19 protein-coding genes are annotated in these 19,718 nt (G+C 60.5%); 11 read left to right on the top strand and 8 right to left on the bottom strand.

The genetic code is table 11. From position 1 onward, the window contains the following. Positions 1-12: 12 nt before the first annotated feature. Both EP165_RS01520 and EP165_RS01515 read right to left on the bottom strand, forming a co-directional pair. Positions 13-855 carry an alpha/beta fold hydrolase gene (locus EP165_RS01520; RefSeq protein WP_127519791.1) on the bottom strand — a complete coding sequence of 281 codons (843 nt, stop codon included), beginning with the start codon at positions 853-855 and terminating at the stop codon, positions 13-15. After that, positions 852-1,235 carry a hypothetical protein gene (locus tag EP165_RS01515; RefSeq protein ID WP_127519790.1) on the bottom strand — a complete coding sequence of 128 codons (384 nt, stop codon included), beginning with the start codon at positions 1,233-1,235 and terminating at the stop codon, positions 852-854. The genes EP165_RS01520 and EP165_RS01515 overlap by 4 nt, the downstream gene beginning before the upstream one ends. 238 nt (positions 1,236-1,473) lie before the next feature. Here EP165_RS01515 and EP165_RS01510 point away from each other — a divergent pair, with 238 nt between their 5' ends. Together EP165_RS01510 and EP165_RS01505 are read left to right on the top strand one after the other, a co-directional pair. Then, positions 1,474-2,340: a dioxygenase family protein gene (locus tag EP165_RS01510; protein ID WP_127519789.1), complete on the top strand. Its 867-nt coding sequence runs from the start codon at positions 1,474-1,476 to the stop codon at positions 2,338-2,340. A 103-nt stretch (positions 2,341-2,443) separates the two neighbouring features. Continuing rightward, a complete protein-coding gene (locus tag EP165_RS01505; RefSeq protein WP_127519788.1) occupies positions 2,444-3,340 on the top strand; it encodes a LysR family transcriptional regulator in 897 nt (298 codons plus the stop codon). A gap of 2 nt (positions 3,341-3,342) precedes the next feature. On the opposite strand, the gene EP165_RS01500 is transcribed toward EP165_RS01505, so the two are convergent. From EP165_RS01500 to EP165_RS01475, 6 genes are all read right to left on the bottom strand, one after another. Then, entirely contained in the window at positions 3,343-4,491 is a 1,149-nt protein-coding gene (locus tag EP165_RS01500; RefSeq protein WP_127519787.1) for a muconate cycloisomerase family protein, read from the bottom strand. Positions 4,492-4,642: 151 nt separating this feature from the next. Next, positions 4,643-6,298 (bottom strand): GMC family oxidoreductase, encoded by a 1,656-nt coding sequence (locus tag EP165_RS01495; RefSeq protein WP_127519786.1) that lies wholly within the window; start codon positions 6,296-6,298, stop codon positions 4,643-4,645. Beyond that, positions 6,295-7,131, bottom strand: a complete 837-nt coding sequence (locus tag EP165_RS01490) for a fumarylacetoacetate hydrolase family protein (RefSeq protein WP_127519785.1) — start codon at positions 7,129-7,131, stop codon at positions 6,295-6,297. Before EP165_RS01490 ends, EP165_RS01495 begins: the two co-directional genes overlap by 4 nt. A gap of 15 nt (positions 7,132-7,146) precedes the next feature. After that, on the bottom strand, positions 7,147-7,623 hold the full coding sequence (locus EP165_RS01485; protein ID WP_127519784.1) for a RidA family protein: 477 nt from the start codon (positions 7,621-7,623) through the stop codon (positions 7,147-7,149). A gap of 17 nt (positions 7,624-7,640) precedes the next feature. Beyond that, positions 7,641-9,092 carry an aldehyde dehydrogenase family protein gene (locus EP165_RS01480; protein WP_127519783.1) on the bottom strand — a complete coding sequence of 484 codons (1,452 nt, stop codon included), beginning with the start codon at positions 9,090-9,092 and terminating at the stop codon, positions 7,641-7,643. After that, positions 9,092-10,258, bottom strand: coding sequence for an amidohydrolase/deacetylase family metallohydrolase (locus EP165_RS01475; protein ID WP_245439940.1), 1,167 nt, complete (start codon positions 10,256-10,258; stop codon positions 9,092-9,094). Before EP165_RS01475 ends, EP165_RS01480 begins: the two co-directional genes overlap by 1 nt. A 224-nt stretch (positions 10,259-10,482) precedes the next feature. Here EP165_RS01475 and EP165_RS01470 point away from each other — a divergent pair, with 224 nt between their 5' ends. From EP165_RS01470 to EP165_RS01430, 9 genes are all read left to right on the top strand, one after another. After that, positions 10,483-11,736 (top strand): ABC transporter substrate-binding protein, encoded by a 1,254-nt coding sequence (locus EP165_RS01470; RefSeq protein WP_127519782.1) that lies wholly within the window; start codon positions 10,483-10,485, stop codon positions 11,734-11,736. A gap of 178 nt (positions 11,737-11,914) precedes the next feature. Next, complete coding sequence (locus tag EP165_RS01465; RefSeq protein ID WP_501981650.1) at positions 11,915-12,730, top strand: carbohydrate ABC transporter permease; 816 nt, start codon at positions 11,915-11,917, stop codon at positions 12,728-12,730. Beyond that, entirely contained in the window at positions 12,727-13,557 is an 831-nt protein-coding gene (locus tag EP165_RS01460) for a carbohydrate ABC transporter permease (protein ID WP_127519780.1), read from the top strand. Before EP165_RS01465 ends, EP165_RS01460 begins: the two co-directional genes overlap by 4 nt. Before the next feature lie 8 nt (positions 13,558-13,565). Next, the gene (locus tag EP165_RS01455) at positions 13,566-14,651 is read left to right on the top strand and encodes an ABC transporter ATP-binding protein (RefSeq protein WP_127519779.1); all 1,086 of its coding nucleotides are present in this window, start codon (positions 13,566-13,568) and stop codon (positions 14,649-14,651) included. A 25-nt stretch (positions 14,652-14,676) separates the two neighbouring features. Further along, a complete protein-coding gene (locus EP165_RS01450) occupies positions 14,677-15,315 on the top strand; it encodes a TetR/AcrR family transcriptional regulator (protein ID WP_127519778.1) in 639 nt (212 codons plus the stop codon). Between the two features lie 4 nt (positions 15,316-15,319). Beyond that, a complete protein-coding gene (locus EP165_RS01445; RefSeq protein WP_127519777.1) occupies positions 15,320-16,420 on the top strand; it encodes an alanine racemase in 1,101 nt (366 codons plus the stop codon). Further along, a complete protein-coding gene (locus EP165_RS01440) occupies positions 16,420-16,923 on the top strand; it encodes a TRAP transporter small permease (RefSeq protein ID WP_206075851.1) in 504 nt (167 codons plus the stop codon). Before EP165_RS01445 ends, EP165_RS01440 begins: the two co-directional genes overlap by 1 nt. A 2-nt stretch (positions 16,924-16,925) precedes the next feature. Continuing rightward, positions 16,926-18,206 (top strand): TRAP transporter large permease, encoded by a 1,281-nt coding sequence (locus EP165_RS01435; RefSeq protein ID WP_127519775.1) that lies wholly within the window; start codon positions 16,926-16,928, stop codon positions 18,204-18,206. 192 nt (positions 18,207-18,398) lie between these two features. After that, a complete protein-coding gene (locus EP165_RS01430; protein ID WP_127519774.1) occupies positions 18,399-19,442 on the top strand; it encodes a TRAP transporter substrate-binding protein in 1,044 nt (347 codons plus the stop codon). The last annotated feature ends 276 nt before the right edge of the window (positions 19,443-19,718 follow it).

Below are 19,718 nucleotides of genomic sequence, written 5' to 3'. Positions count from 1 at the left end.
GCAATGACAGGTCTACGGGCTGCGCGCCATACGGCCAAGCGCGTCAACGAAGAACGGCCTGAAAGCCTCCGGATGCTCGCTCATCGGGAAGTGGCCGAGCTCTTCCATCACGGTGATCGTCGCACCGGGAATGGCGTCGGCGGTTCGGCGTGCATCTTCCGGCGTGCATGTCAGATCGTAGGAGCCAACCAGAATGTGGACCGGTGCGCGCGCGGTATCGATGCTGCCGAGCCGGCCAATCAGACTGTCGTCGCGCGTATAAAAACTCAGGTCGCCGCGAAATACACCGGGGCCGCTCATCATGAACATCCACAGCGTGTTCCAGCGTTCCGCCGCCGGTGCATGGGGCGAAATGTTGGCGGAGACCAACGCTGCGCCCATTTCACCGCCATGAGCATCTGGCCGGTGGAACCAGTCGATATCGTACCAGGCCGGCTGAAAGTCACTCGCCTCGATGGCTATGAAGCCGGAGAATTTGTCGCCATGCAGGGCGGCAAGCTGCAGCGCGATACGGCCGCCCATCGAACAGCCAGCGAGAACCGGCTTCTCCAGCTGAAGCGCTTCCACCATGTCCAGAATGGTTTCGATGTAGCTGTCCGTCGTCAGAAGATACTCTTCGGTTTCAAACCCCTCGGGCGGAAGCGACTTGCCGTGCCATGGCATATCGAACGCGATGAGGCGGTTGGATGCGGTGATTTCGCCGTCGTTCAGCAAATGCCGCCACTGGCGCGAGTCGGCGCCGGCCGTGTGCAGGCACAGAACGGGTCGGCCGCTGCCCGCCTCTTCGAAATAGATGCGGTTCTTTCGCCCGCCCGTCTCAATGGTGACATAACGCCCGCAAATTGGCTCGATCATGCCGAATGTACTCCATCTCGCTGCCGGCCCAGGGCCATGAATTCCTTGAAGAAGCGGAGATTTTTGACCAGCACCAGGATGTCGCCGTCGATGCGCGCCCTGCCGATCTTCACCAGTCCGAAAATGTCGTGGAACCCTGGCGCGGGGACCGGTTGCCAGAAGGCCTGCAGCGCCTCGAACTCAGTCTTGAATGCAAAGCGCCACGGTATCTTGCGATCAGGACCGGTTTCGATGCCGGCTATGCGGCCGCGTTCGAAATGCAGCAGATATTCTTCCGCGTCGACCTGAAGAAGGATGGTCTCGCTGAACAGCCTTCCCAGCCGCAGAAGGTGCGGGCGGCGCTCAAGCTCAAGCGCCATTGCTTCCAACCTGTCCAACATGCCTTGCCACTCCATCCGGCTCGTTGGCGCAAGGATGACGCTCGGGGAGGGTGGTCGGCAATGTTGGGCCGGGTATCCCTCCATACCTCATGCGGGAGACGAGGTGGCCGAAAAGTATTGTCCGATACTGGCAGGTGCATTGGAGAGATCACGGCGGTTTGTGAACATGATGGCGAGGATGCAGGCCGGGCCAAAACGTCAGATGTGGCCGCGGTATCACGCCCGAAAAGGAGGAAAAATGCGTAATGTCACCATCGACAGCGTCACGGACGTCGTCATCGGTTCACTCGGCAAGAACGGCGAAATTTCGGACCGGGGTCGCGAGGTTCTTACAGCGCTCATCCGGCACCTGCACGATTTCTGCCGCGATGTGAATCTGCAGCACGACGAGTTCCTCTTCGCCTGCGATTTCCTCGCCCGTGCCGGCCAAACGTGCGATGACAAACGGCAGGAGTTCATTCTTCTTGGAGACATTCTGGGTGTCGAGGTTCTGGTCGACATGCTGACCAACCGCATCGATGGCGTCGAGAGTGAATCGACGGTGCTCGGACCGTTCTATCGCGAGAACCCGCCGGTCCTGCCGAAGGGCGCGTCGACCGCGCAGAAGCAGTTCGACGGCGAAGAAACGGTCTATTTCGAAGGCCACATCCGCGACGTCAACGGCGCCCCGATAGAGGGCGTCACGGTCGATGTCTGGGAGGATGCCCCGAACGGGCTCTACGAGAATCACGATCCGGAACAGCCGGACTACAATCTGCGGGGGCGTTTCGAGTCCGACAAGGACGGGCACTACGCGTTCCGCGCGGTGCGGCCCGTTCCTTATCCGATCCCGGACAACGAAACCGCAGGCGAACTGCTTCGGGCGATGGGCCATCACCCCAACCGGCCCGGGCACATCCACTTCATTCTGTCCAAGGACGGCTATCGGACTCTGGTGAGCCAAGTCTATGACAGTGACAGCGAGTGGCTCGAAAACGACAGCGTGTTCGCGGTGAAAGAGAGCCTGATCGGCAAATTCGAAGCCGCCGGAGACGATCTCGATACCGACCTTCATGTCCAGTTCGATTTTGTACTCAAAGGCGCGGACAAAGCCATCGCCGCTTAAGCCCACAGAAGCGGTGAACCATCGAGCCCTGGCTTCGGCCGGGGCTTTTCTTTTCAAGGGCTTGTGGCCAAGATGAAGGCGAATTCAAGCGCGGGTGCCACCGATGAGCCTCAGTCTCAAACAGATGACCTATTTCGTGGCGGTCGCCGAGGAACTGCACTTCGGGCGCGCAGCGGAAAGGCTGAATATGGCCCAGCCGCCGCTCAGCCGGCAGATCAAGCAGTTTGAGGAAGACATAGGCGCTCTTCTGTTCAATCGCGGCAGGAACGCCATCTCACTGACCCAGGCCGGAGAGCGTCTGTATGAACGTCTTCAGTCGATCCTCACAGACATCGAGGACACCAAGCTCGAAGTCCGGCGGATAGGACAGGGCGCGGAAGGGCGGCTGCGCGTCGGCTTCGTCGGCTCGTCGACATTCGGTCTGTTGCCGACCATCATCAAGTCCTTTCGGGCCAACTATCCGACGGTCAATCTCAGTCTCATACCGATGAACAATTCGCGGTTGCACCGTGCACTGGTCAGGCGCGAGATCGACGTCGCCTTTGCACGCCCGGCACTCGAGGATGTGGAATTCGTGACGCGGCGTCTGGCGGAAGAGGCACTGGTCGCAGCGATCCCCGATACGGTGACGACGCAGGTGCCCGGACAGATATCGGGTGAAGAGATCGCCGGGCTAAACATGATCCTTTATCCCGAGTTTCCGCGGCCGAGTTATGCCGACTTCGTGCTCGGAAATTTCGAGGCGCAGGGCGTCGAGTTTTCGAACCGCGTGTTCACGATGGATCTGCAGACTGCGCTTAGCCTTGTCGCGATAGGCGAGGGTGCGTGTGTGGTTCCGCAGTCCGTTGCCAGCGCGCAGCGCAACGGTATCAAGTTTGCGGAAATCGCCCTGCCGCTGACGAAGACATCGCTGTCGGTGAATCACCGTCTCGACGAGCAGGGGGTGCATGTACGCAACTTTATCACCATCGCTCAACGTGTGGCGCGAAAGACGATCTGAGCTCAGTTCGTCAGCGCGTGGAGACTGCTCTTGCGGCTGTCGCGCCGGTAATGTGCGAGCTTGTCCGGATCGAGCTCGACGCCGATGCCGGGGCCGTCCGGTACATGCACGGCAAAGTCGCTGTAGCGGATCGGCTCTGCCAAGATCTCGTCTGCAAACAGCAGCGGCGCGAACAGCTCGCTCCCCCATTGCAACTTGTCGACGGTGGCAAAGAGATGAAGGGATGCCGCCGTGCCGACTCCGCTTTCGAGCATGGTGCCTGCATAGGTTCCTATCCCTGCGGCGTCAGCTATCGCACAAACCTCGCGCGCCCTTTTCAGGCCGCCTGACTGTGCGACCTTGACCGCAAAAACATCGGCTGCGCGCCGGCAGGCGAGGGCCTGCGCGTCGACTGGACCGTTAAGCGCTTCATCGGCCATGATCGCGATGCGGCTGGAAGCGGTAAGCTCTGCCATGCCGGCTGTGTCGGACGCGCTCAGCGGCTGCTCGACAAGTTCGGCTCCAAGCTCTTCGAGGCCGGCTGTACCCCAGCGGGCGTCGTGCATCGACCAGGCCTGATTGACATCGACGCGGATGCCGATGCCGTCGCCGAGTGCCTGTCTGATCGCGGTCACATGGGCGATGTCGTCGCGGACATTGCGGGTGCCGATCTTGAGTTTGAAGATATTGTGACGGGCGGCTGCAATCAGCTCTTTTGCTTCCTCGATATCGGTGGAAGACACGCCGCTTGCTAGCGTCCACGCAACCGGCATTGACGTGCGAACAGCGCCGCCGAACAAGTCGGCCAATGGCAAGCCTCGCCGCCGCGCCAAGCCATCCCACAGCGCCATTTCGACAGCCGCTCTTGCGATGAAGTTGCCCTTCACGGCCTTCTCCATCCTCAGGATGGCGCCGTTCACATTGTCTGCGGGTAAGCCGTTCAGACACGGAGCAATGAAATCCCTGACGGCGGAGAGGATACTCTCGGGGCTCTCGTTTCCGTAGCTCAGCCCGCCAATGGACGCGCCTTCGCCCAGTCCGGTCGAGCCGTCCGAAAACCTGACGTGCACCAGCACGAAGGACTGCTGGCGCATGGTCGCCATGGCGAGCACGTGGCCGCGTATGGTCGGGATGTCCAAAATTGCGGCGTCAATTCTGTCGATCGTGACCATTCTGGAACTCCAAATCCGGGGGGCATTTACACCCGAGAATGGATCACTCACGCGCACCGGTCCATTGCGGCGGCGGTCTCAGCCGATACCTCTGGATTAGACATCTACGTCGGAAACGCGCACGCGCCCGGCAAAGTCGCATCCGGCGGCGCTACGCACTCCCAAGGATCATGTCCGCGGCCTTCTCCGCGATCATGACGACCGGCGAGTTCGTATTGCCCGAAGTGATGTCAGGCATAATCGAAGCGTCAACGACCCTCAGCCCTTCAAGGCCGTGAACTTTGAGCTGCGTATCGACAACCGCATTTTTGTCGTCCCGCGGCCCCATTCTTGCGGTGCCGACGGGGTGAAATATCGTGGTGGCGATGTCGCCTGCCGCACGAACCAGCTCCTCGTCACTTTCGACGCGTGGGCCGGGCAGAATTTCGATCGGCTGATAGGCTGCCAGGCGCTTGGTTGCCATCAGTCGCCTAGCGTGACGGATCGCCGCCACGGCTGTATCGCGGTCTTCGGTAGTCGAAAGGTAGTTGGGACGGATTTCCGGCTCTGTACCGGGCTGGTTCGATTTCAGCCGGATCTCGCCGCGGCTTGTTGGCCGCAGCGAACAGACCGACACCGTAATCGCAGGGAAGCGGTGCAGCGGGGCGCCGAAACGGTCGAGCGACAAAGGTTGCACGTGATATTCCAGATCCGGCGTCTCAACGCCCGGCCGGGATCTGGCAAAGATGCCCAGCTGGCTCGGCGCCATGGACATCGGCCCGCGCCGCCGAAGCGCATAATCCAGTGCGATCCGCGTTTTGCCGAGCAGACTTGCGGACATGTCGTTGAGGGTGCGGGCGCCGCTGATGCGGAAAATCGTCCGGATCTGAAGGTGGTCCTGCAGGTTTTGGCCGACGCCGGGAAGATCGCGAATTGCAGCGATGCCGTGCCGGCGCAGATCCTCCGCTGCGCCTATTCCGGACAGCATCAGAAGCTGCGGACTTCCAATGGCGCCCGCGCACAATATTACCTCGGTGCGGGCGCGGATGGCCTTTTGGACGCCGCCCTGTCGAAGAACAATACCAGTTGCCCTGCGGCCATCGAACCGCACGCTCTCGACAAGGCAGTTGGTGAATACCGTCAGATTGGCGCGGCGTTTAGCGGGTTTGAGAAATGCGCCGGCGGTACTGAGCCGCCAGCCGCCGGTCTGGTTGACCTGAAAGTAGGACGAACCTTCATTATTGCCGGTGTTGAAGTCAGATACTTTGGGAATGCCGAGCTCTTCCGCACCTTCCCGAACCGCATCCAGGATCGGCCAGGACAAGCGCTGCTCGTCGACGCGCCATTCACCGCCGGTCCCGTGGAACTCCGAAGACCCAGCGAAATGGTCCTCCGAACGCAGAAAATAGGGCAGGACGTCCCCCCAGCCCCAACCGGCGTTGCCCCGCTGCCGCCAACGGTCATAGTCGCGAGCCTGCCCGCGCGAGTAGATCATGCCGTTGATCGAGGAACATCCGCCGAGCACTTTTCCGCGCGGGTACGGGAGGGCTCGGCCGTTCAGCCCGGCCTCCGGCACAGTGGAGAAGCACCAGTCGGTTCTGGGGTTGTTCATCGTGTAGAGATAGCCGACCGGAATGTGGATCCACGGGTAGGTGTCTTTTCCGCCGGCCTCGATGAGCAGCACGGAATGCCGGCCTGATGCCGTCAGCCGGTTGGCGAGAACGCACCCCGCCGACCCTGCGCCGACGATGATGTAATCCCATTCGCCGGCATCGCCGGTTGCTGCAGGGTCGAGGCCCGCCCGCCGGGATGCGTTCTCTTTGCTCATGCCGCTCGAACCGGGTTGCGCAGCAGCCCCACTTTTTCGATTTCGACTTCAACCGTGTCGCCATCGGCCATGAACAGGGGCGGATTGCGGGTGAAGCCGACCCCGCCCGGCGTTCCGGTGACAATGACGTCTCCGGGAACGAGTTCGGTAAATGCGGAGATATAGGCGATCTGGTCGGCGATCGAATGGATCATCTGGTCGGTTCGGGCTTCCTGGACCACCTTTCCGTTGAGACGGCATGCGATCGCAAGGTTTTGCGCGTCGCCCACCTCATCCGGCGTCACAAGATTCGGGCCGAAGGCGCCGGTGCCTGGAAAATTCTTGCCTGGCAGAAACTGGGTAGTGTGGGTCTGCCAATCGCGAATTGAGCCATCGTTGTAGCAGGAATAACCTGCGATATGCGCCAGAGCGTCCTCGCGGGCGATGTGGCGGCCGGATTTGCCGATCACTACCGCCAGCTCGGCCTCGTAGTCGAACTCGCGCGAACATTCGGGCAGAAGCAGCGGCGCCTCATGGCCGCACTGCGAATTGGCAAATCGCGTAAAGAGCGTCGGTTTGGTCGTGGGAGCATGCCGGGTTTCGACCCGGTGTTCCTCGTAGTTGAGCCCCACGCACACGATCTTGTCGGGGTCGGGGATCGGGGGCAGCAGGCGCGCGGCATCGATTGCGATGCGGTTGGATTGCGTTTCGAGTGCGTTTGCGCCCGCAACTGTGAGGCTGCCTTCGCCAATCAGCTGCTTGAGGCCGGTGGCGCCGGCGATTTCGGCAATGGTGGAGTTATCCACCACGCCGATACCGGTTTTGCCTTCATGTTCGAAGGAAACAAACTTCATCTTCCGTGACCTTCCTCAAGCGACCTGAACGGTCATCTCGATTTCGATCGGGGCGTCAGAGGTCAGCTGGTTCTGATAAAGTGCTGCCCGCCCATGAGCGCCTTTTTCGCGGCCCAGCAGCTCGATCCAGAAGTCCGAGGCACCGTTCAGCACCTGCGGCGCATCCTTGAAGCCGGGAGCAGCGTTGATATAGCCGATCATCTTCACAATACGGACAATCTGGTCGAGATCGCCAATAACGGCCTTGATCATCGACAGATGGTTGATCGCGGTCAATCGGGCCGACTGATAGGCATCGTCCAGAGAGATATCGCCGACCTGGCCTGCGAAAGGCAGGATGTCGTTGTCGTTATCGTCAACGGTCGTGCCAATAGTGCCGGACACGTAAAGGATGTTGTCGACGCGCACGCCGGGCAGATACTGCGCCACCGGCTTCGGCGGTCGGGGCAGAACGACGCCCATTTCCTTCAGTCGCGATTCAATACGTCCCATAGTGGCTCCTCAAGAGTTCAATTGATGTCAAAGGTGATGGTTTTGATTTCGGTGACTTCGCGAAGCGTATGCTTGCCGCCGATCCGCCCGAGGCCGCTGTTCTTTCCAGAGGCACCCCCGAACGGAATGTGAAGTTCCCAGTAACAGGTGGGACTGTTGACGTTGACGAGCCCGGCCTGGATCGCCTCCGAGAAGAGGAAGGCCTTGGCCAGGTCTTTTGTGAACACGCTCGCCGCGAGCCCGTGACTGCCCGCATTGGCGACACGGATCATGTCCTCTTCGCTCTCGCAGACGACGATCGGCGCGACCGGGCCAAAGGTCTCCGCCGTGTTGAGCGCCGCGTCGGGCGCGACGTTGTCTATGACGGTAGGAGCATAAAAAAGCGGGGAGCCAAGGTCGGGAAGTCTCTTGCCTCCTGTCACCAGGCGCGCGCCACTCTTCAGGCCGTCGGCAATATGTTCGTCGATCTTGGCGGCAACCGCGGCATTGTTGAGCGGACCCATCGTCGTCCCGGTGGCAAGCGGATCGCCGACGACGTGCCCTTCCGCAATCCCGCGCAGACGATCGGCAAGCGCTTCATGGGTTTTGCGCGTTGCCAGGATACGCCCGCTTGCTGCGCATACCTGACCCGCATTGAAGAAACATCCAAACGCAGCGGCATCGGCCGCGCGATCGAGATCGGCATCATCCAGCACCATGACGGGACCGTTGCCGCCCAGTTCGAGCAGCATCGGCTTGCCGGCACCACGATTTGCGATGGCAGCGCCGGTTTGCGGGCTGCCGGTAAATCCAATGCCGTCGGTGCCCGCATTGCCGACAATTTCGTCGCCGACCACTGGACCCGGGCCGAACACGAGGTTGATTGCGCCAGGCGGCAGATCGGCCTCGACAATGCAGGCCATAAGTTCAGCTGCGCAAATGGCGGTGGAGGGAGCTGGAACCCAGACGGTTCCGTTGCCCGCGGCAAGGCAAGGCGCGAGATACTCGACCGGTATGTTGATAGGGAAGTTCCATGGCGTGACGACGGCGTAGACACCGCGCGGCTGGCGGTAGGAGATAACGCGCTTGCCGGGTGTCTCGACCGGAATGAACTCGCCTTCCATCCATTTGATCAGCTCGCCGGCCTCACGGAAGCCCGAGGCAGCGGCATCGATCTCGCCATAAGCTTCGGTGTGCAGCGGTTTGCCCTGCTCTTCGGCGAGCGTCTTCGCCAGGCGGTCGCGGCGCTTGTCGATCTCGTCGGCGATGCGGGCGCACATTCGGGCTCGATCCCAGCGCGAAAGTGCCGCCAGTGCCTCATGTCCCTTGCGCGCCGCAGCGATTGCCAGGCGTGCATCTTCACGCTCGCCTTCGGCGATGCTGGCAAGCACCTTGCCGGTGGCGGGGGAGACCGCCTCCACCGTTTCGCCAGCCTTCGAAGGCGTCCAACGCCCCCCGATGAAGTGGTGGATTTCGCGCAATTCTGACATCAGCATTCTTTCAGTTCACGGATCGGGTGCGGCAAGCCGTCTGCATCTATTGCCATGCCTTTCACCACCAGCCCCGCGCAGGTCAGCGGGCGGTCGAGTATCAGTGTTTCGCCTGTCGCGTCGGTAAGCTTGGATGGTTCATCGCCGGGGGCGAGGATTGCCAGGTTGGCCTGTTCGCCGGCCCGGATGCGGCCGAGCGGCGGCCGCTTGAGAATGGCGGCGGGCGTCGACGTCGCCGCTTTGAGCGCGGTATCGAGATCGAGGCCGAGCGCGACCAGCTTGTTCAGTGTGGTGAGTACGTCGAAGGCGGGTCCATCAATCGACAGGCAGTGAATGTCTGAACTGATCAGGTCCGGCAGCATGCCTTCGCCCAGCATGATCCTGCAGGTTTCGAAGGAGAACCCGCCCATGCCGTGCCCGATATCGAAATGAACGCCGCGCTCCCGGGCCGCCCAAACCGCGCGCTTGACCAACCCGTCTTTGACCGGGGCATTGGGCGCAGGCCGGAAGCAATGGGTGATGATGTCGCCCGGGCGCAATGAATCGAGGATCGTTTCGATCGTCGGCGGCTCGAAATCGACATGGCACATCAACGGCAGACCGGCCGTTTCGGCGATTTCGAGGCCGATTTCCAACGCTCTGCCGCCGTTCTCGCCGGCGGCAAGCTTGCCGGCGCGAACCTTGAGTCCGACGAGAATGTCCTTGTGGCGGCTGACGGCTTCTATGCAGGCCGACTTGTCCAGAAGCCGCAGATCTTCCGCCTCGCCGATCATCACTTCCTTGGCGAAGCCGAAGATCCCCGGGAAGGAGACGTTGAGGAAGGCGAAGGTGTAAAAGGGGGAGGGACGGAAAATGAATGTGTCGAGGCCAAGCACATTCCCCGCACCTGACGACCCGGCATCCACAAAGACACCAGTGCCCGACCGGCGTGCGACGCGTTCGGGTTTCACCCCCAGCGCCGTGCCGCCCCAATATATATGCGTGTGAATGTCGGTGAGGGCAGGAGCGATCATCCTGCCGCTGCAATCGATCCGCACGTCGCCATCCTGGATGTCGACATCGCCGATCGATACGATCTTGCCGTCCTCGATCGCCAGGTCGGCTTTGAACGTTCCGGCATGGTCCATGGTGTGGACAGTTGCGCCAAACAGAATCGTACGTGTCATTTTCGACAGCCCATTGTCCTTGAAAGCCCTTTTGATCCGGCCATCCTAGCGCATTCCATACTGCTGGATACGGCAGCACGAATTTCCGTAACTAACAAACTGGTCGGTCAAAAATCATAAACTGACTAGTCAGTCAATATTGACTTTCGCTAAAAAGAGCAGTAGCCGTTCTGTTATCGGCGGGGCGTATCCCGGCGATACGAACAAATTTTGGGAGGAACTGGATGAGCATCCGGAAAAATGGCTTCTGGCGGGGGTTGGTGCTGGGCACCGCTTGCGCCGCCTTCGCTACCCTGGGTCTGGCTGAAGCAGCGCTGGCCAAGGACACGGTGCGTGTTCGCATCGCCGAATACAGCACAAACACCGGCGACTTCTTTATCGAAATGGCTGATCGCTTCAACGCCAGCCAGGAAGACATCGAAGTCGTGATTGAGCATTTGCCCTGGCCTGAAATGCAGCAGCAGCTGATTACCGACATTTCGGCGGGGACTGCCCCCGACATCTCGCATATGGCGACGCGCTGGATGGCAGGCTTTGCAAAAGATGGCGCCCTTGCGCCGATCGAAGGCCTGATGTCGGAGGAATTCACCGATAGCTTCGTACCGACGTTCCTCGATCTGCAGAAGCTGGACGGTCACACCTGGGGTCTGCCGATCGCTGCTTCGGCACGTGGCCTCTTCTATAATAAGGCACTGTTCGAGCGCGCCGGCGTCGAGGGTCCGCCGGCGACATGGGGCGACGCGCTGGCAGCCGCGAAGAAGGTCTCCGCGCTTGGTGACGACATTTACGGTATCGGCATGCAGGGTACCGGTCTCGACACGGAGGGATACTGGTTCTACTCGCTGTGGACCCATGGTGGCGACATTTTCAATGCCGACGGCAAAAGCGGCTTCGCTTCGCCGGAGGCTGTGGCAGCGACCCAGACTTACATCGATCTGATTGAAGCCGGTGTCACCCAGCCCGGTGTGCTTGGCTCCAACCGCGAAGACCTCCAGAACCTGTTCTCCGCAGGCAAGCTCGGCATGGTGCTGTCGGGTCCATGGCTGAATACCCAGCTGGCTGACGAAGCGCCGGATCTGGCTTACGGTATCTCGCAGATTCCGACTGAGACGGCTGCGGCGACGTATGGCGTCACCGACACCATCTCGATCCTGGCTGGTTCGGAGGTCAAGGAGTCTGCGATGAAGTTCCTTGAGTACATGTTCAATGATGAGAACCGTCTCGCATTCGGCAAACTCGAAGGCTTCGTGCCGGTTCTGAAGTCGATGTCCAAGGAGCCTTTCTTCACCGACAATCCGAAGATGTCAGTGTTTCTCGAAATGTCACCGGTCGCCAAGTTCGCGCCGCTGGTGCCGCATTGGGAAGAAATGGCCGAGGCTCTGAAATCTTCGCTCGCGGCAGCGTATGGCGGCGACTCGGCTCCGGCGGACGCCCTCAAAGGCGCCGCGGACAAGATGAATTCTCTCCTCAACGAATAGGCCGACTTTCGCCTAGACTGTGCGGCGGCGGCTCCCGTTTGCCGTCGCCGCGCACAAGGATCGCTGCATGACGGCTTCGACCACCACCTTAGTTCCGCCTTCGCCTCGCGGACTGCGCCTGTCCAAGGCAATTCCAGGCGCACTGCTGCTGATCCTGCCAAGCCTGCTGCTGTCGGCAATGGTCATCGGCTACCCGATTTTCGACGTGCTTCGCATGTCGGTGGCGGATGTGAACCGGTTCGGCCGTGTTCTCGGCTTTGCCGGCTTTGACAACTTCCTCGCGGCATTCACCGACCCGATATTCCTGCAATCGGCGTGGCAGACCCTGATCTGGACCTTCTGCGTCGTTGGCGGCACGGTTCTGATTTCGGTGCCTATCGCCATCATCCTCAATGAAGAATTCTACGGCCGCACAGTGGCGCGTACCATCATTCTGCTGCCCTGGGCGGTGTCGCTGGCGATGACTGCACTGGTATGGCGTTTTGTCGTCAACGGCGATTTCGGCACCCTCAACACCACGCTGTCGGCGCTCGGGCTGCCATTCGACAATTTTCCATGGCTCGCTGATGCCAGCACGGCTTTCGGTATCGAAATTCTTGTCGGCATTCTTGTGTCTATGCCATTCACCGTCACGATCATTATGGGCGGCCTGACCGCCATACCTGACACGCTTTACGAAGCATCGCGCATGGACGGCGCCCGAGGCCTGCAGGGCTTCAGGCACATCACCTTGCCGCTGCTGCGCCCGTTCCTGCAGATCGCTGTCGTGCTCAACGTGATCTACGTCTTCAATTCATTCCCGATCATCTGGATCATGACCAATGGCGGACCTGCGAACCGGACCGACATCCTGATCACCTATGTCTACAAGCAGGCATTCGGCTTCGGGAAGCTGGGGACGGCGGCTGCCGGATCGGTTGTCATGTTCGCCATGCTGCTCGCCTTCTCGGTGCTCTATCTCTACATGACGCGCTCGCGGGAGGTGCAGCAATGACCTCCAAGGCAAGGAAGAGCCTGATCTGCTGGGGTGCGTTGTCGCCGATCGTCGTGGTGATCCTGTTTCCTTATGCCACGATGCTATCGACCGCTCTCAAGCATAAAGACGAGATTTTCACGTTCGAGCAGACTTGGTGGCCGCGAGAATTTTATCTCGGCAATTTCGCCGATCTCCTGTTCGAACGTGGTTTCGGACAAGCCATCTTCAACTCGCTCTACATCAGCGTCGGGGCGACGCTTCTGTCCTCGGCGGTTGCCATTCCGGCAGCTTACGCTCTTTCGCGGCTCAGGATGCCGGGCAAAGGCGCGTTCCGGAACTATCTGCTGATCACGCAGATGATCTCGCCGATCGTTCTGATCATCGGCCTGTTCCGCATGTTCGCCTATTTCGGAATGATCAATGACCCGCATGCGCTGATCATAGCTCACAGCGCCTTCTACATGGCTTTCGCGGTGTGGATGCTGCAGAGCTATTTCGACACCATTCCGAAGGATCTCGAGGAAGCCGCCTGGCTTGATGGCGCCAGCCGAACCCGGGCCTTCATCAGCGTGTTCCTGCCGTTGTGCCTGCCGGGTGTTGCGGTGACCGCATTGTTCACATTCGTCAATTCCTGGAACGAATACGCGATGTCGCTCACCATGCTGCGCGATGCATCAAGCCAGACTGCGCCGGTGAAAATCGCCTTCCTGACGGGCACGCTCTACGAGACCGAGTGGAACATCATCATGGCTGCAACGCTGATGGCTACGGTACCTGTCGCCATCATCTTCGCGTCGATTCAGAACTACCTCGTCCGGGGCCTGTCCCTTGGCGGCGTGAAATAGGGGCTCACATGGCTGCCATTGAAATCAGCAAGGTCGTCAAAACGTTTGGCGCTGTGAAAGTGCTCGACGGGATCGATGTCGAGGTCAAAGACCGCGAATTCATTGTCCTTGTCGGCCCCTCCGGGTGTGGCAAATCCACGTTGTTGCGCATGATCGCCGGGCTGGAATCGATCTCGGGCGGGCAAGTCGCCATCGGCGGCAGGCGTGTCAATGAGGTCGGCCCGCAGGAGCGTGACCTGGCCATGGTGTTCCAGTCATATGCGCTCTATCCGCATATGACTGCGGCCGAAAATATGGGATTCTCCCTCAAGCTGCGAAATCGCCCTGCGGGCGAAGTGCGCGAAGCGGTTCTGGACGCGGCCCGCCGCCTGCATTTGACGGCGCTTCTCGACCGCTATCCAAGGCAGCTTTCGGGTGGCCAGCGTCAGCGCGTTGCAATGGGGCGGGCGATTGTGCGCGACCCCAGCGCCTTCCTGTTCGACGAACCCCTGTCGAACCTGGACGCCAAGCTCAGGGCTCACATGCGTATCGAGATCCGCCAGCTCCACGACGCGTTGGGTGCCACGTCGGTCTATGTGACGCACGATCAGGTCGAAGCCATGACGATGGCCGATCGTATCGTTGTCATGAATGCGGGCAGGATCGAGCAGGTGGGAACGCCGATCGAGCTTTTCGATACGCCGGCCAACCTATTCGTTGCCGGCTTTCTTGGGGCGCCGACGATGAACTTTTCCGGTGGCGCAGTTGTTCGGGACGATGCCGGCGAATTGCGCATCGCCCTCCAGGTCAGTCCGCGGACACTGCCTTTGCCCGATACCGGTTCGCTCGATGAAGGCGCTGAAATTGTGCTGGGGATGCGACCTCAACATATCGAAATCGTGGGCGAGGATGTGCAGGACGGCGTGATCGACGCGGAAGTTCGCGCAATCGAGCAAACCGGCTGCGAAACGAATCTCATAGTTGCATTCGGGGATGTGGAGTGGACGATCCAGTCCCACCACCGGGTTTTGGCGGCGACAGGGGACGCAATTCGTTTGAGGCTCGATCCGGCGCGTGTCCACCTGTTTGACAAACAGACTGAAAAGCGGCTGTGAACGGAACCTAACGAGGAGCACTTTGATGGCTGGAACGGCAAGAAAGCGCGATCCCGAACGGACCGAAGGCGTGATATTGCGGGCAGCGCGGCGCGAATTCGCGAAGGCCGGCTACGAAGGAGCGCGGGTCGACAAGATCGCCGAACGTTCAAAGATGAGCAAAGGCCTCATCTACCACTATTTCGGCTCGAAGGATAAGCTGTTCCTGGCGGTTCTGGAGGACATCTATCAGGAATTGCGCGAACAGAATGAAGCGCTGATCCTGGACGAGTTCGAGCCCGAGCAGGGCATCCGGCGGCTGATCGATCACACCTTCCGCTATTTCGCTGAAAATCCGGAATTCATCGTCCTGGTGCATTCGGAAAACATCATGCGGGCGCAGCACCTCAAGAAATCCGACAGCATCGGAAAAATGTTCGGGCCGCTCAATTCCCGGCTTGGGGAACTGATAAAGAGAGGCGTGGAACAGGGTCTGTTCCGTCGTGATGTGGATGTGACCGAGCTCTACGTGTCGATCGTGGCACTTGGCTATTTCTTCCTGTCCAACCGGCATACGCTTTCCATCGTCTTCGATCAGGACATGTTTGCCGAGGACGCCATCCCCAAGCGCCAGAAGCACATGGAAGACCTTATCCTGGGTTACCTGCGGCATCCCGGTGACTGACGCCATGAATGCGGATCGCCGGACCGGCTATGCCTTGCCTCAAGCCACGGATGAGCTTTGGGCGGACATTGCGGACACGCCATCGATCCTGGTCGATCTCGATGTGGTGGAAGCAAATATCGAGAATACGGCCAGGCACCTTGCAGAGCGCGGTCTCGCCAACCGCCCGCACATCAAGACCCATAAACTGCCGGACCTCGCACATGCGCAGATCGCTGCCGGCGCTGCCGGGGTTACTTGCCAGACCCTGTTTGAGGCCGAGGTCATGGCTGACGCCGGCATCAGCGATATCCTGATCAGCTACAACGTTCTCGGCGCAGCCAAACACAAGCGTCTTGCCGACCTTGCGGCGAGAGCAAAGATAACGGTGACGGCCGACAGCGCGGAAGTGGTTGTCGGGTTGTCCGGAGCCATGTCGGCAAACGGCGCCGCGATCGATGTGCTGGTGGAGCTCGACTGCGGCATGAAGCGCTGCGGTGTACGCAGTGCCGACGAGGCGGCCGCGCTTGCGACGCTGATTGACGGGTCGCCGGGCCTTACATTTGCAGGGGTGATGGGTTACCCGCCACCCGACAATGGGCGCGCTGCCGCGGCCGCACTCGCTTCGGCAGCTTCGGCGTGTCGCAATGCCGGCCTGGACGTGCGGACGGTTTCCAGTGGCGGAACGCCCGACCTGCGTTACGTCGAGGCCGACGGCGTGATGACGGAATACCGGCCGGGCAGTTACATCTACAATGACCGTTCGCTGGTCGCGCGGGGCGCCTGCACCGAGGCAGACTGCGCGCTGACGGTTCTGACGACCGTGATTGGCGTCTACGGGAGCCGCATCACGCTGGATGCCGGTTCGAAAAGCCTTTCGGCCGATCTGTTCGGCCTGACCGGCCACGGTCTCATTCGCGGCCTTGCCGGAGCCGATATCCATGCGCTGAGCGAAGAACACGGCCACGTGTTGCTCGGATCGGAAAAACCTCCGCGTGTGGGCGACCGTCTGCGCGTTATTCCAAACCATGCATGCGTCGTCACTCATTTGTTTGACGAGGTCATCCTGGTCCGCGGCGACCGGTTCGCGGCCCGCAAGCGGGTCGAGGCGAGGGGGAGGGGATGATGCGCGAAGTCGCCGGCCGCCTGAGTGCGTCCGTCAACAGGCTGGTGGAGATAGTCGTCGGGCTCCTGATGGCACTTCTAGTCGTGGTTGTGTGGATCGGCGTCGTCGACCGCTATCTGTTCCATTGGCAGCTGCCCTGGCCGGAGGCGGTAGCCCGCTATCTGATGATCTGGGCGGCGCTGCTCGCCGTCTCCTGCGGTATCGCGCGCCAGGAACATATCGGCCTCACCATGTTGGCCGACAAGCTCCCGGGCGGCATGCGTCGCGGCGTCTTCCTGCTCCTGGATATTCTGGCGATGGGGCTGTTTGCCTATCTGTTCTGGTATGGCATCGCGTTCGCAATAAGTGGCGCTTCCAGACAGGCGATGATCTTCGGCATGTCTTTGGCGCCCGCTTTTGCGGCCATCCCGGTCGCGGCAGCTCTCGCATTTCTGCAGCTGACGCTGGTCCTGTTCCGTGATCTCGGCGAACATCACGCCGGCAGTCAGATCGAGGACCTGTAAGCATGCTTGTCGTTCTGGTGTTTGTCGGACTGCTGGTATTGGGAATGCCGATCAGTTTCGCGATCGGGCTTGCAGGCGTCCTTGGCCTAATTACCATCGGCGGCGACCAGTTTGTGGCGCTCGGCCCGTCCAAGATGTTCAACGGCCTGAATATCTTTCCGTTCCTGGCAATGCCGTTCTTCATCCTCGCCGGTGAAATCATGTCGCATATCGGCATTACCACGCGGCTGATCGGGCTTGCGAACCTCCTGGTCGGCCGTCTGCGCGGCGGCCTCGCGCACACCAATATGATGGCGTCGGTCTTTTTTTCGGGGCTCACGGGTGCCGCCACTGCGGATGCTGCGGCCTTCGGCCGGACGCTGGTTCCCGAGATGGTCAAGCAGGGCTATCGACGCGACTATGCCTGCGCGGTGACGGCCGCCGGATCGATCATCGGACCGACCATTCCGCCATCCAGCCTAATGGTCGTCTACGGGTCGCTTATGGGCGTCTCAATTGGCGGCTTGTTTGCAGCCGGAATCCTGCCGGGGTTGCTGATCTGCGCCGCCTGTATGGCGGTGATTGCCGTCGGTGCCCGGCGGCGCAACCTGCCACGCGCCGAAACGCGGGCATCGCGCGCCGAAACCTTGCAGGTGATACGCGATTCCATCACAGCGCTGATGATGCCGGCGATCATTCTGGCTGGCATCCTCGGCGGTGTCGTCACGCCGACCGAGGCGGCAGCACTGGCGGTCGCATATGCCGCTTTCATTGGCTTTTTTGTCTACCGGACGCTTACCGTCGCGGCGCTGTTTGCGATGCTTGTGCGCACGGCCCGCATAACGGGCGTTGTCTTTGCCATCATCGCATTTGCCAGCATTTTCGGATGGTGGTTGAGCTTCAACCAGCTGCCGCAGGCGATCGCAGGTGCAGTTACGGGGATTTCCGACAATGGCTATATTGCGATCCTGCTCATCATAGGTGTTCTGCTGATTATCGGCATGGTCATGGACATCACGGCCATCCTGATCATCCTGGCACCGGTGCTTACACCCCTGGCGGTGCAGGTCGGACTCGATCCCCTGCATGCCGGTATCGTCTTCGTTCTGGCGCTGAATGTCTCGCTGATGACGCCGCCTGTCGGCGCGTGCCTGTTCGTTTTGTCTTCCGTCACCGGAGAGCGCATCGAGCGCATTGCCGTACAGCTCTGGCCGTTCCTGCTGGCCGAATTGGCCATACTGCTGCTGATTGCATTCTGGCCGGGGCTTGCGCTGCTGTTGCCTGAATGGCTGGGGTTCCTGTGAGCCTCATCGCGCCCGGCCTGCCCGCAAAGGCATGTTGCCGCGGATCAGGCCTCGCGCCGCTGTGCCGGCACTAATACGCCTGACATGAACCTGTTCACGAACCAATCAACGCAACGAAAGGACAGCTGCAAGATTAACCGACTAGTCAGTTAATTCCGGATGTTCCGCATCCTCAACCTCGTGGAGGAAACCATGAAAACCAGAAATCTCGCACTCGGTCTGCTAGCCGGAACATTGTTCGGCGCAAGCATTGCTTCGACAGCCATGGCCGACGCCGTGCTGAAATTCGGCCACGACACCAAGGCCGATCCCTATGACAATCCGGCGCATGCATGCGCGGCGGTGTTCGCCAATATCGTTGAGGCCGACACCAATGGATCGATCAAGGTGGAGATCTTTCCCACTGCCCAGCTCGGCACCGCCACTGAACATGTTCAGCTCGTGCGCGATGGCGTCATTCAGGCCACTCTATCGTCTACCGGTCCCCTGGCTTCCTATTATCCACGGATCGATGTGCTGAACCTGCCGTTCGCGTTCGATTCCAACGCCGCGACCTATGAGGTGTTCGATGGGCCTTTCGGCGAAGCACTGGCTTCGGATATCGAAGATACGCTGGGCGACGTCGTGGTTCTGGGCTTTCCCGATACCGGTGGGTTCTTTGCGGTAACAAATTCGCGGCGCAAGATCGAAAAGCTGGCCGATTTCGAGAATGTCCGCATCCGTACGATGACGTTGCCGTCACACCAGACGATTGTTCAGGCGCTTGGAGCGGAAGCCTATCCGTTGCCGTGGGGCGAGGTTTATTCGGCTCTCCAGACCAAGGTGATCGACGGGCAGATGAACCCGATCCCGATCATCGCTTTTTCCAATTTCTCCGAGGTGCAGCAGTATCTTACGCTGACCAATCACCTGTTCTCGCCATACACCTTCATCCTCAACAAGAGCTTCTGGGACGGGCTCGAGCCCGGGCAGCAGCGTATCCTGGGATATGCCGCGACGTCTTGCATTGCGGCGAGCAGGGGGCTGTCGCGCATCATCGAGGCATCCGACCGCGGCCTTGCCGGCCTGAAGAAGGAAATGGAGGTGACCGCGTTCACCGCCGATGAACGCGCAGCGATGAAGGCGGCCACGCAACCGGCTTTTGAGGCGCATGTCGAGGCCAATCTCGATCAGAAGGCCGGCGAGTTGCTTTCGCTGATGAAAGAGCGGCTCGAGCGGGCCAACGGAACGCACTAACCTAGTTAGGCGCGCCGGGGGCGGGATCGGCCCCGGCGTCGGCCGATGCGGGGCCGCCAAACTGTCAGTCCGGAAATGGTCGGCAGAGACTTTGCGAGAAATACGGTCGGATTGGAGGCCTGGTGGCGGTCTCCGTTTGAGGCTCGCTCGGCTAAACCACCGATACCTTGCAGCCATTTGCCGTCCAAACTGGAAATGCCGGAAACACGAAGATGGTTGGCTGTGGGTCCACACGCCAGAGAACCGGTCTCGGGTGCATTTACCGGAAATTTACAG

Origin of the sequence: Mesorhizobium sp. Z1-4 (assembly GCF_004000235.1) — a bacterium.
GTDB lineage: Bacteria > Pseudomonadota > Alphaproteobacteria > Rhizobiales > Rhizobiaceae > RCIO01.
The sequence above is the reverse complement of the archived record's forward strand: the minus strand, read 5'-3'. Positions and strand labels throughout refer to the sequence as shown.

Bases quoted from the DNA above. Each gene is read 5' to 3' on its own strand.
- EP165_RS01520 (WP_127519791.1), bottom strand. From the start codon at position 855: ATGATCGAGCCAATTTGCGGGCGTTATGTCACCATTGAGACGGGCGGG.
- EP165_RS01455 (WP_127519779.1), top strand. From the start codon at position 13,566: ATGGCTGCCATTGAAATCAGCAAGGTCGTCAAAACGTTTGGCGCTGTG.
- EP165_RS01430 (WP_127519774.1), top strand. From the start codon at position 18,399: ATGAAAACCAGAAATCTCGCACTCGGTCTGCTAGCCGGAACATTGTTC.
- EP165_RS01460 (WP_127519780.1), top strand. From the start codon at position 12,727: ATGACCTCCAAGGCAAGGAAGAGCCTGATCTGCTGGGGTGCGTTGTCG.
- EP165_RS01485 (WP_127519784.1), bottom strand. From the start codon at position 7,623: ATGGGACGTATTGAATCGCGACTGAAGGAAATGGGCGTCGTTCTGCCC.
- EP165_RS01515 (WP_127519790.1), bottom strand. From the start codon at position 1,235: ATGTTGGACAGGTTGGAAGCAATGGCGCTTGAGCTTGAGCGCCGCCCG.
- EP165_RS01445 (WP_127519777.1), top strand. From the start codon at position 15,320: ATGAATGCGGATCGCCGGACCGGCTATGCCTTGCCTCAAGCCACGGAT.
- EP165_RS01440 (WP_206075851.1), top strand. From the start codon at position 16,420: ATGCGCGAAGTCGCCGGCCGCCTGAGTGCGTCCGTCAACAGGCTGGTG.
- EP165_RS01465 (WP_501981650.1), top strand. From the start codon at position 11,915: ATGGTCATCGGCTACCCGATTTTCGACGTGCTTCGCATGTCGGTGGCG.
- EP165_RS01450 (WP_127519778.1), top strand. From the start codon at position 14,677: ATGGCTGGAACGGCAAGAAAGCGCGATCCCGAACGGACCGAAGGCGTG.
- EP165_RS01435 (WP_127519775.1), top strand. From the start codon at position 16,926: ATGCTTGTCGTTCTGGTGTTTGTCGGACTGCTGGTATTGGGAATGCCG.
- EP165_RS01475 (WP_245439940.1), bottom strand. From the start codon at position 10,258: ATGACACGTACGATTCTGTTTGGCGCAACTGTCCACACCATGGACCAT.
- EP165_RS01505 (WP_127519788.1), top strand. From the start codon at position 2,444: ATGAGCCTCAGTCTCAAACAGATGACCTATTTCGTGGCGGTCGCCGAG.
- EP165_RS01495 (WP_127519786.1), bottom strand. From the start codon at position 6,298: ATGAGCAAAGAGAACGCATCCCGGCGGGCGGGCCTCGACCCTGCAGCA.
- EP165_RS01510 (WP_127519789.1), top strand. From the start codon at position 1,474: ATGCGTAATGTCACCATCGACAGCGTCACGGACGTCGTCATCGGTTCA.
- EP165_RS01480 (WP_127519783.1), bottom strand. From the start codon at position 9,092: ATGTCAGAATTGCGCGAAATCCACCACTTCATCGGGGGGCGTTGGACG.
- EP165_RS01470 (WP_127519782.1), top strand. From the start codon at position 10,483: ATGAGCATCCGGAAAAATGGCTTCTGGCGGGGGTTGGTGCTGGGCACC.
- EP165_RS01500 (WP_127519787.1), bottom strand. From the start codon at position 4,491: ATGGTCACGATCGACAGAATTGACGCCGCAATTTTGGACATCCCGACC.
- EP165_RS01490 (WP_127519785.1), bottom strand. From the start codon at position 7,131: ATGAAGTTTGTTTCCTTCGAACATGAAGGCAAAACCGGTATCGGCGTG.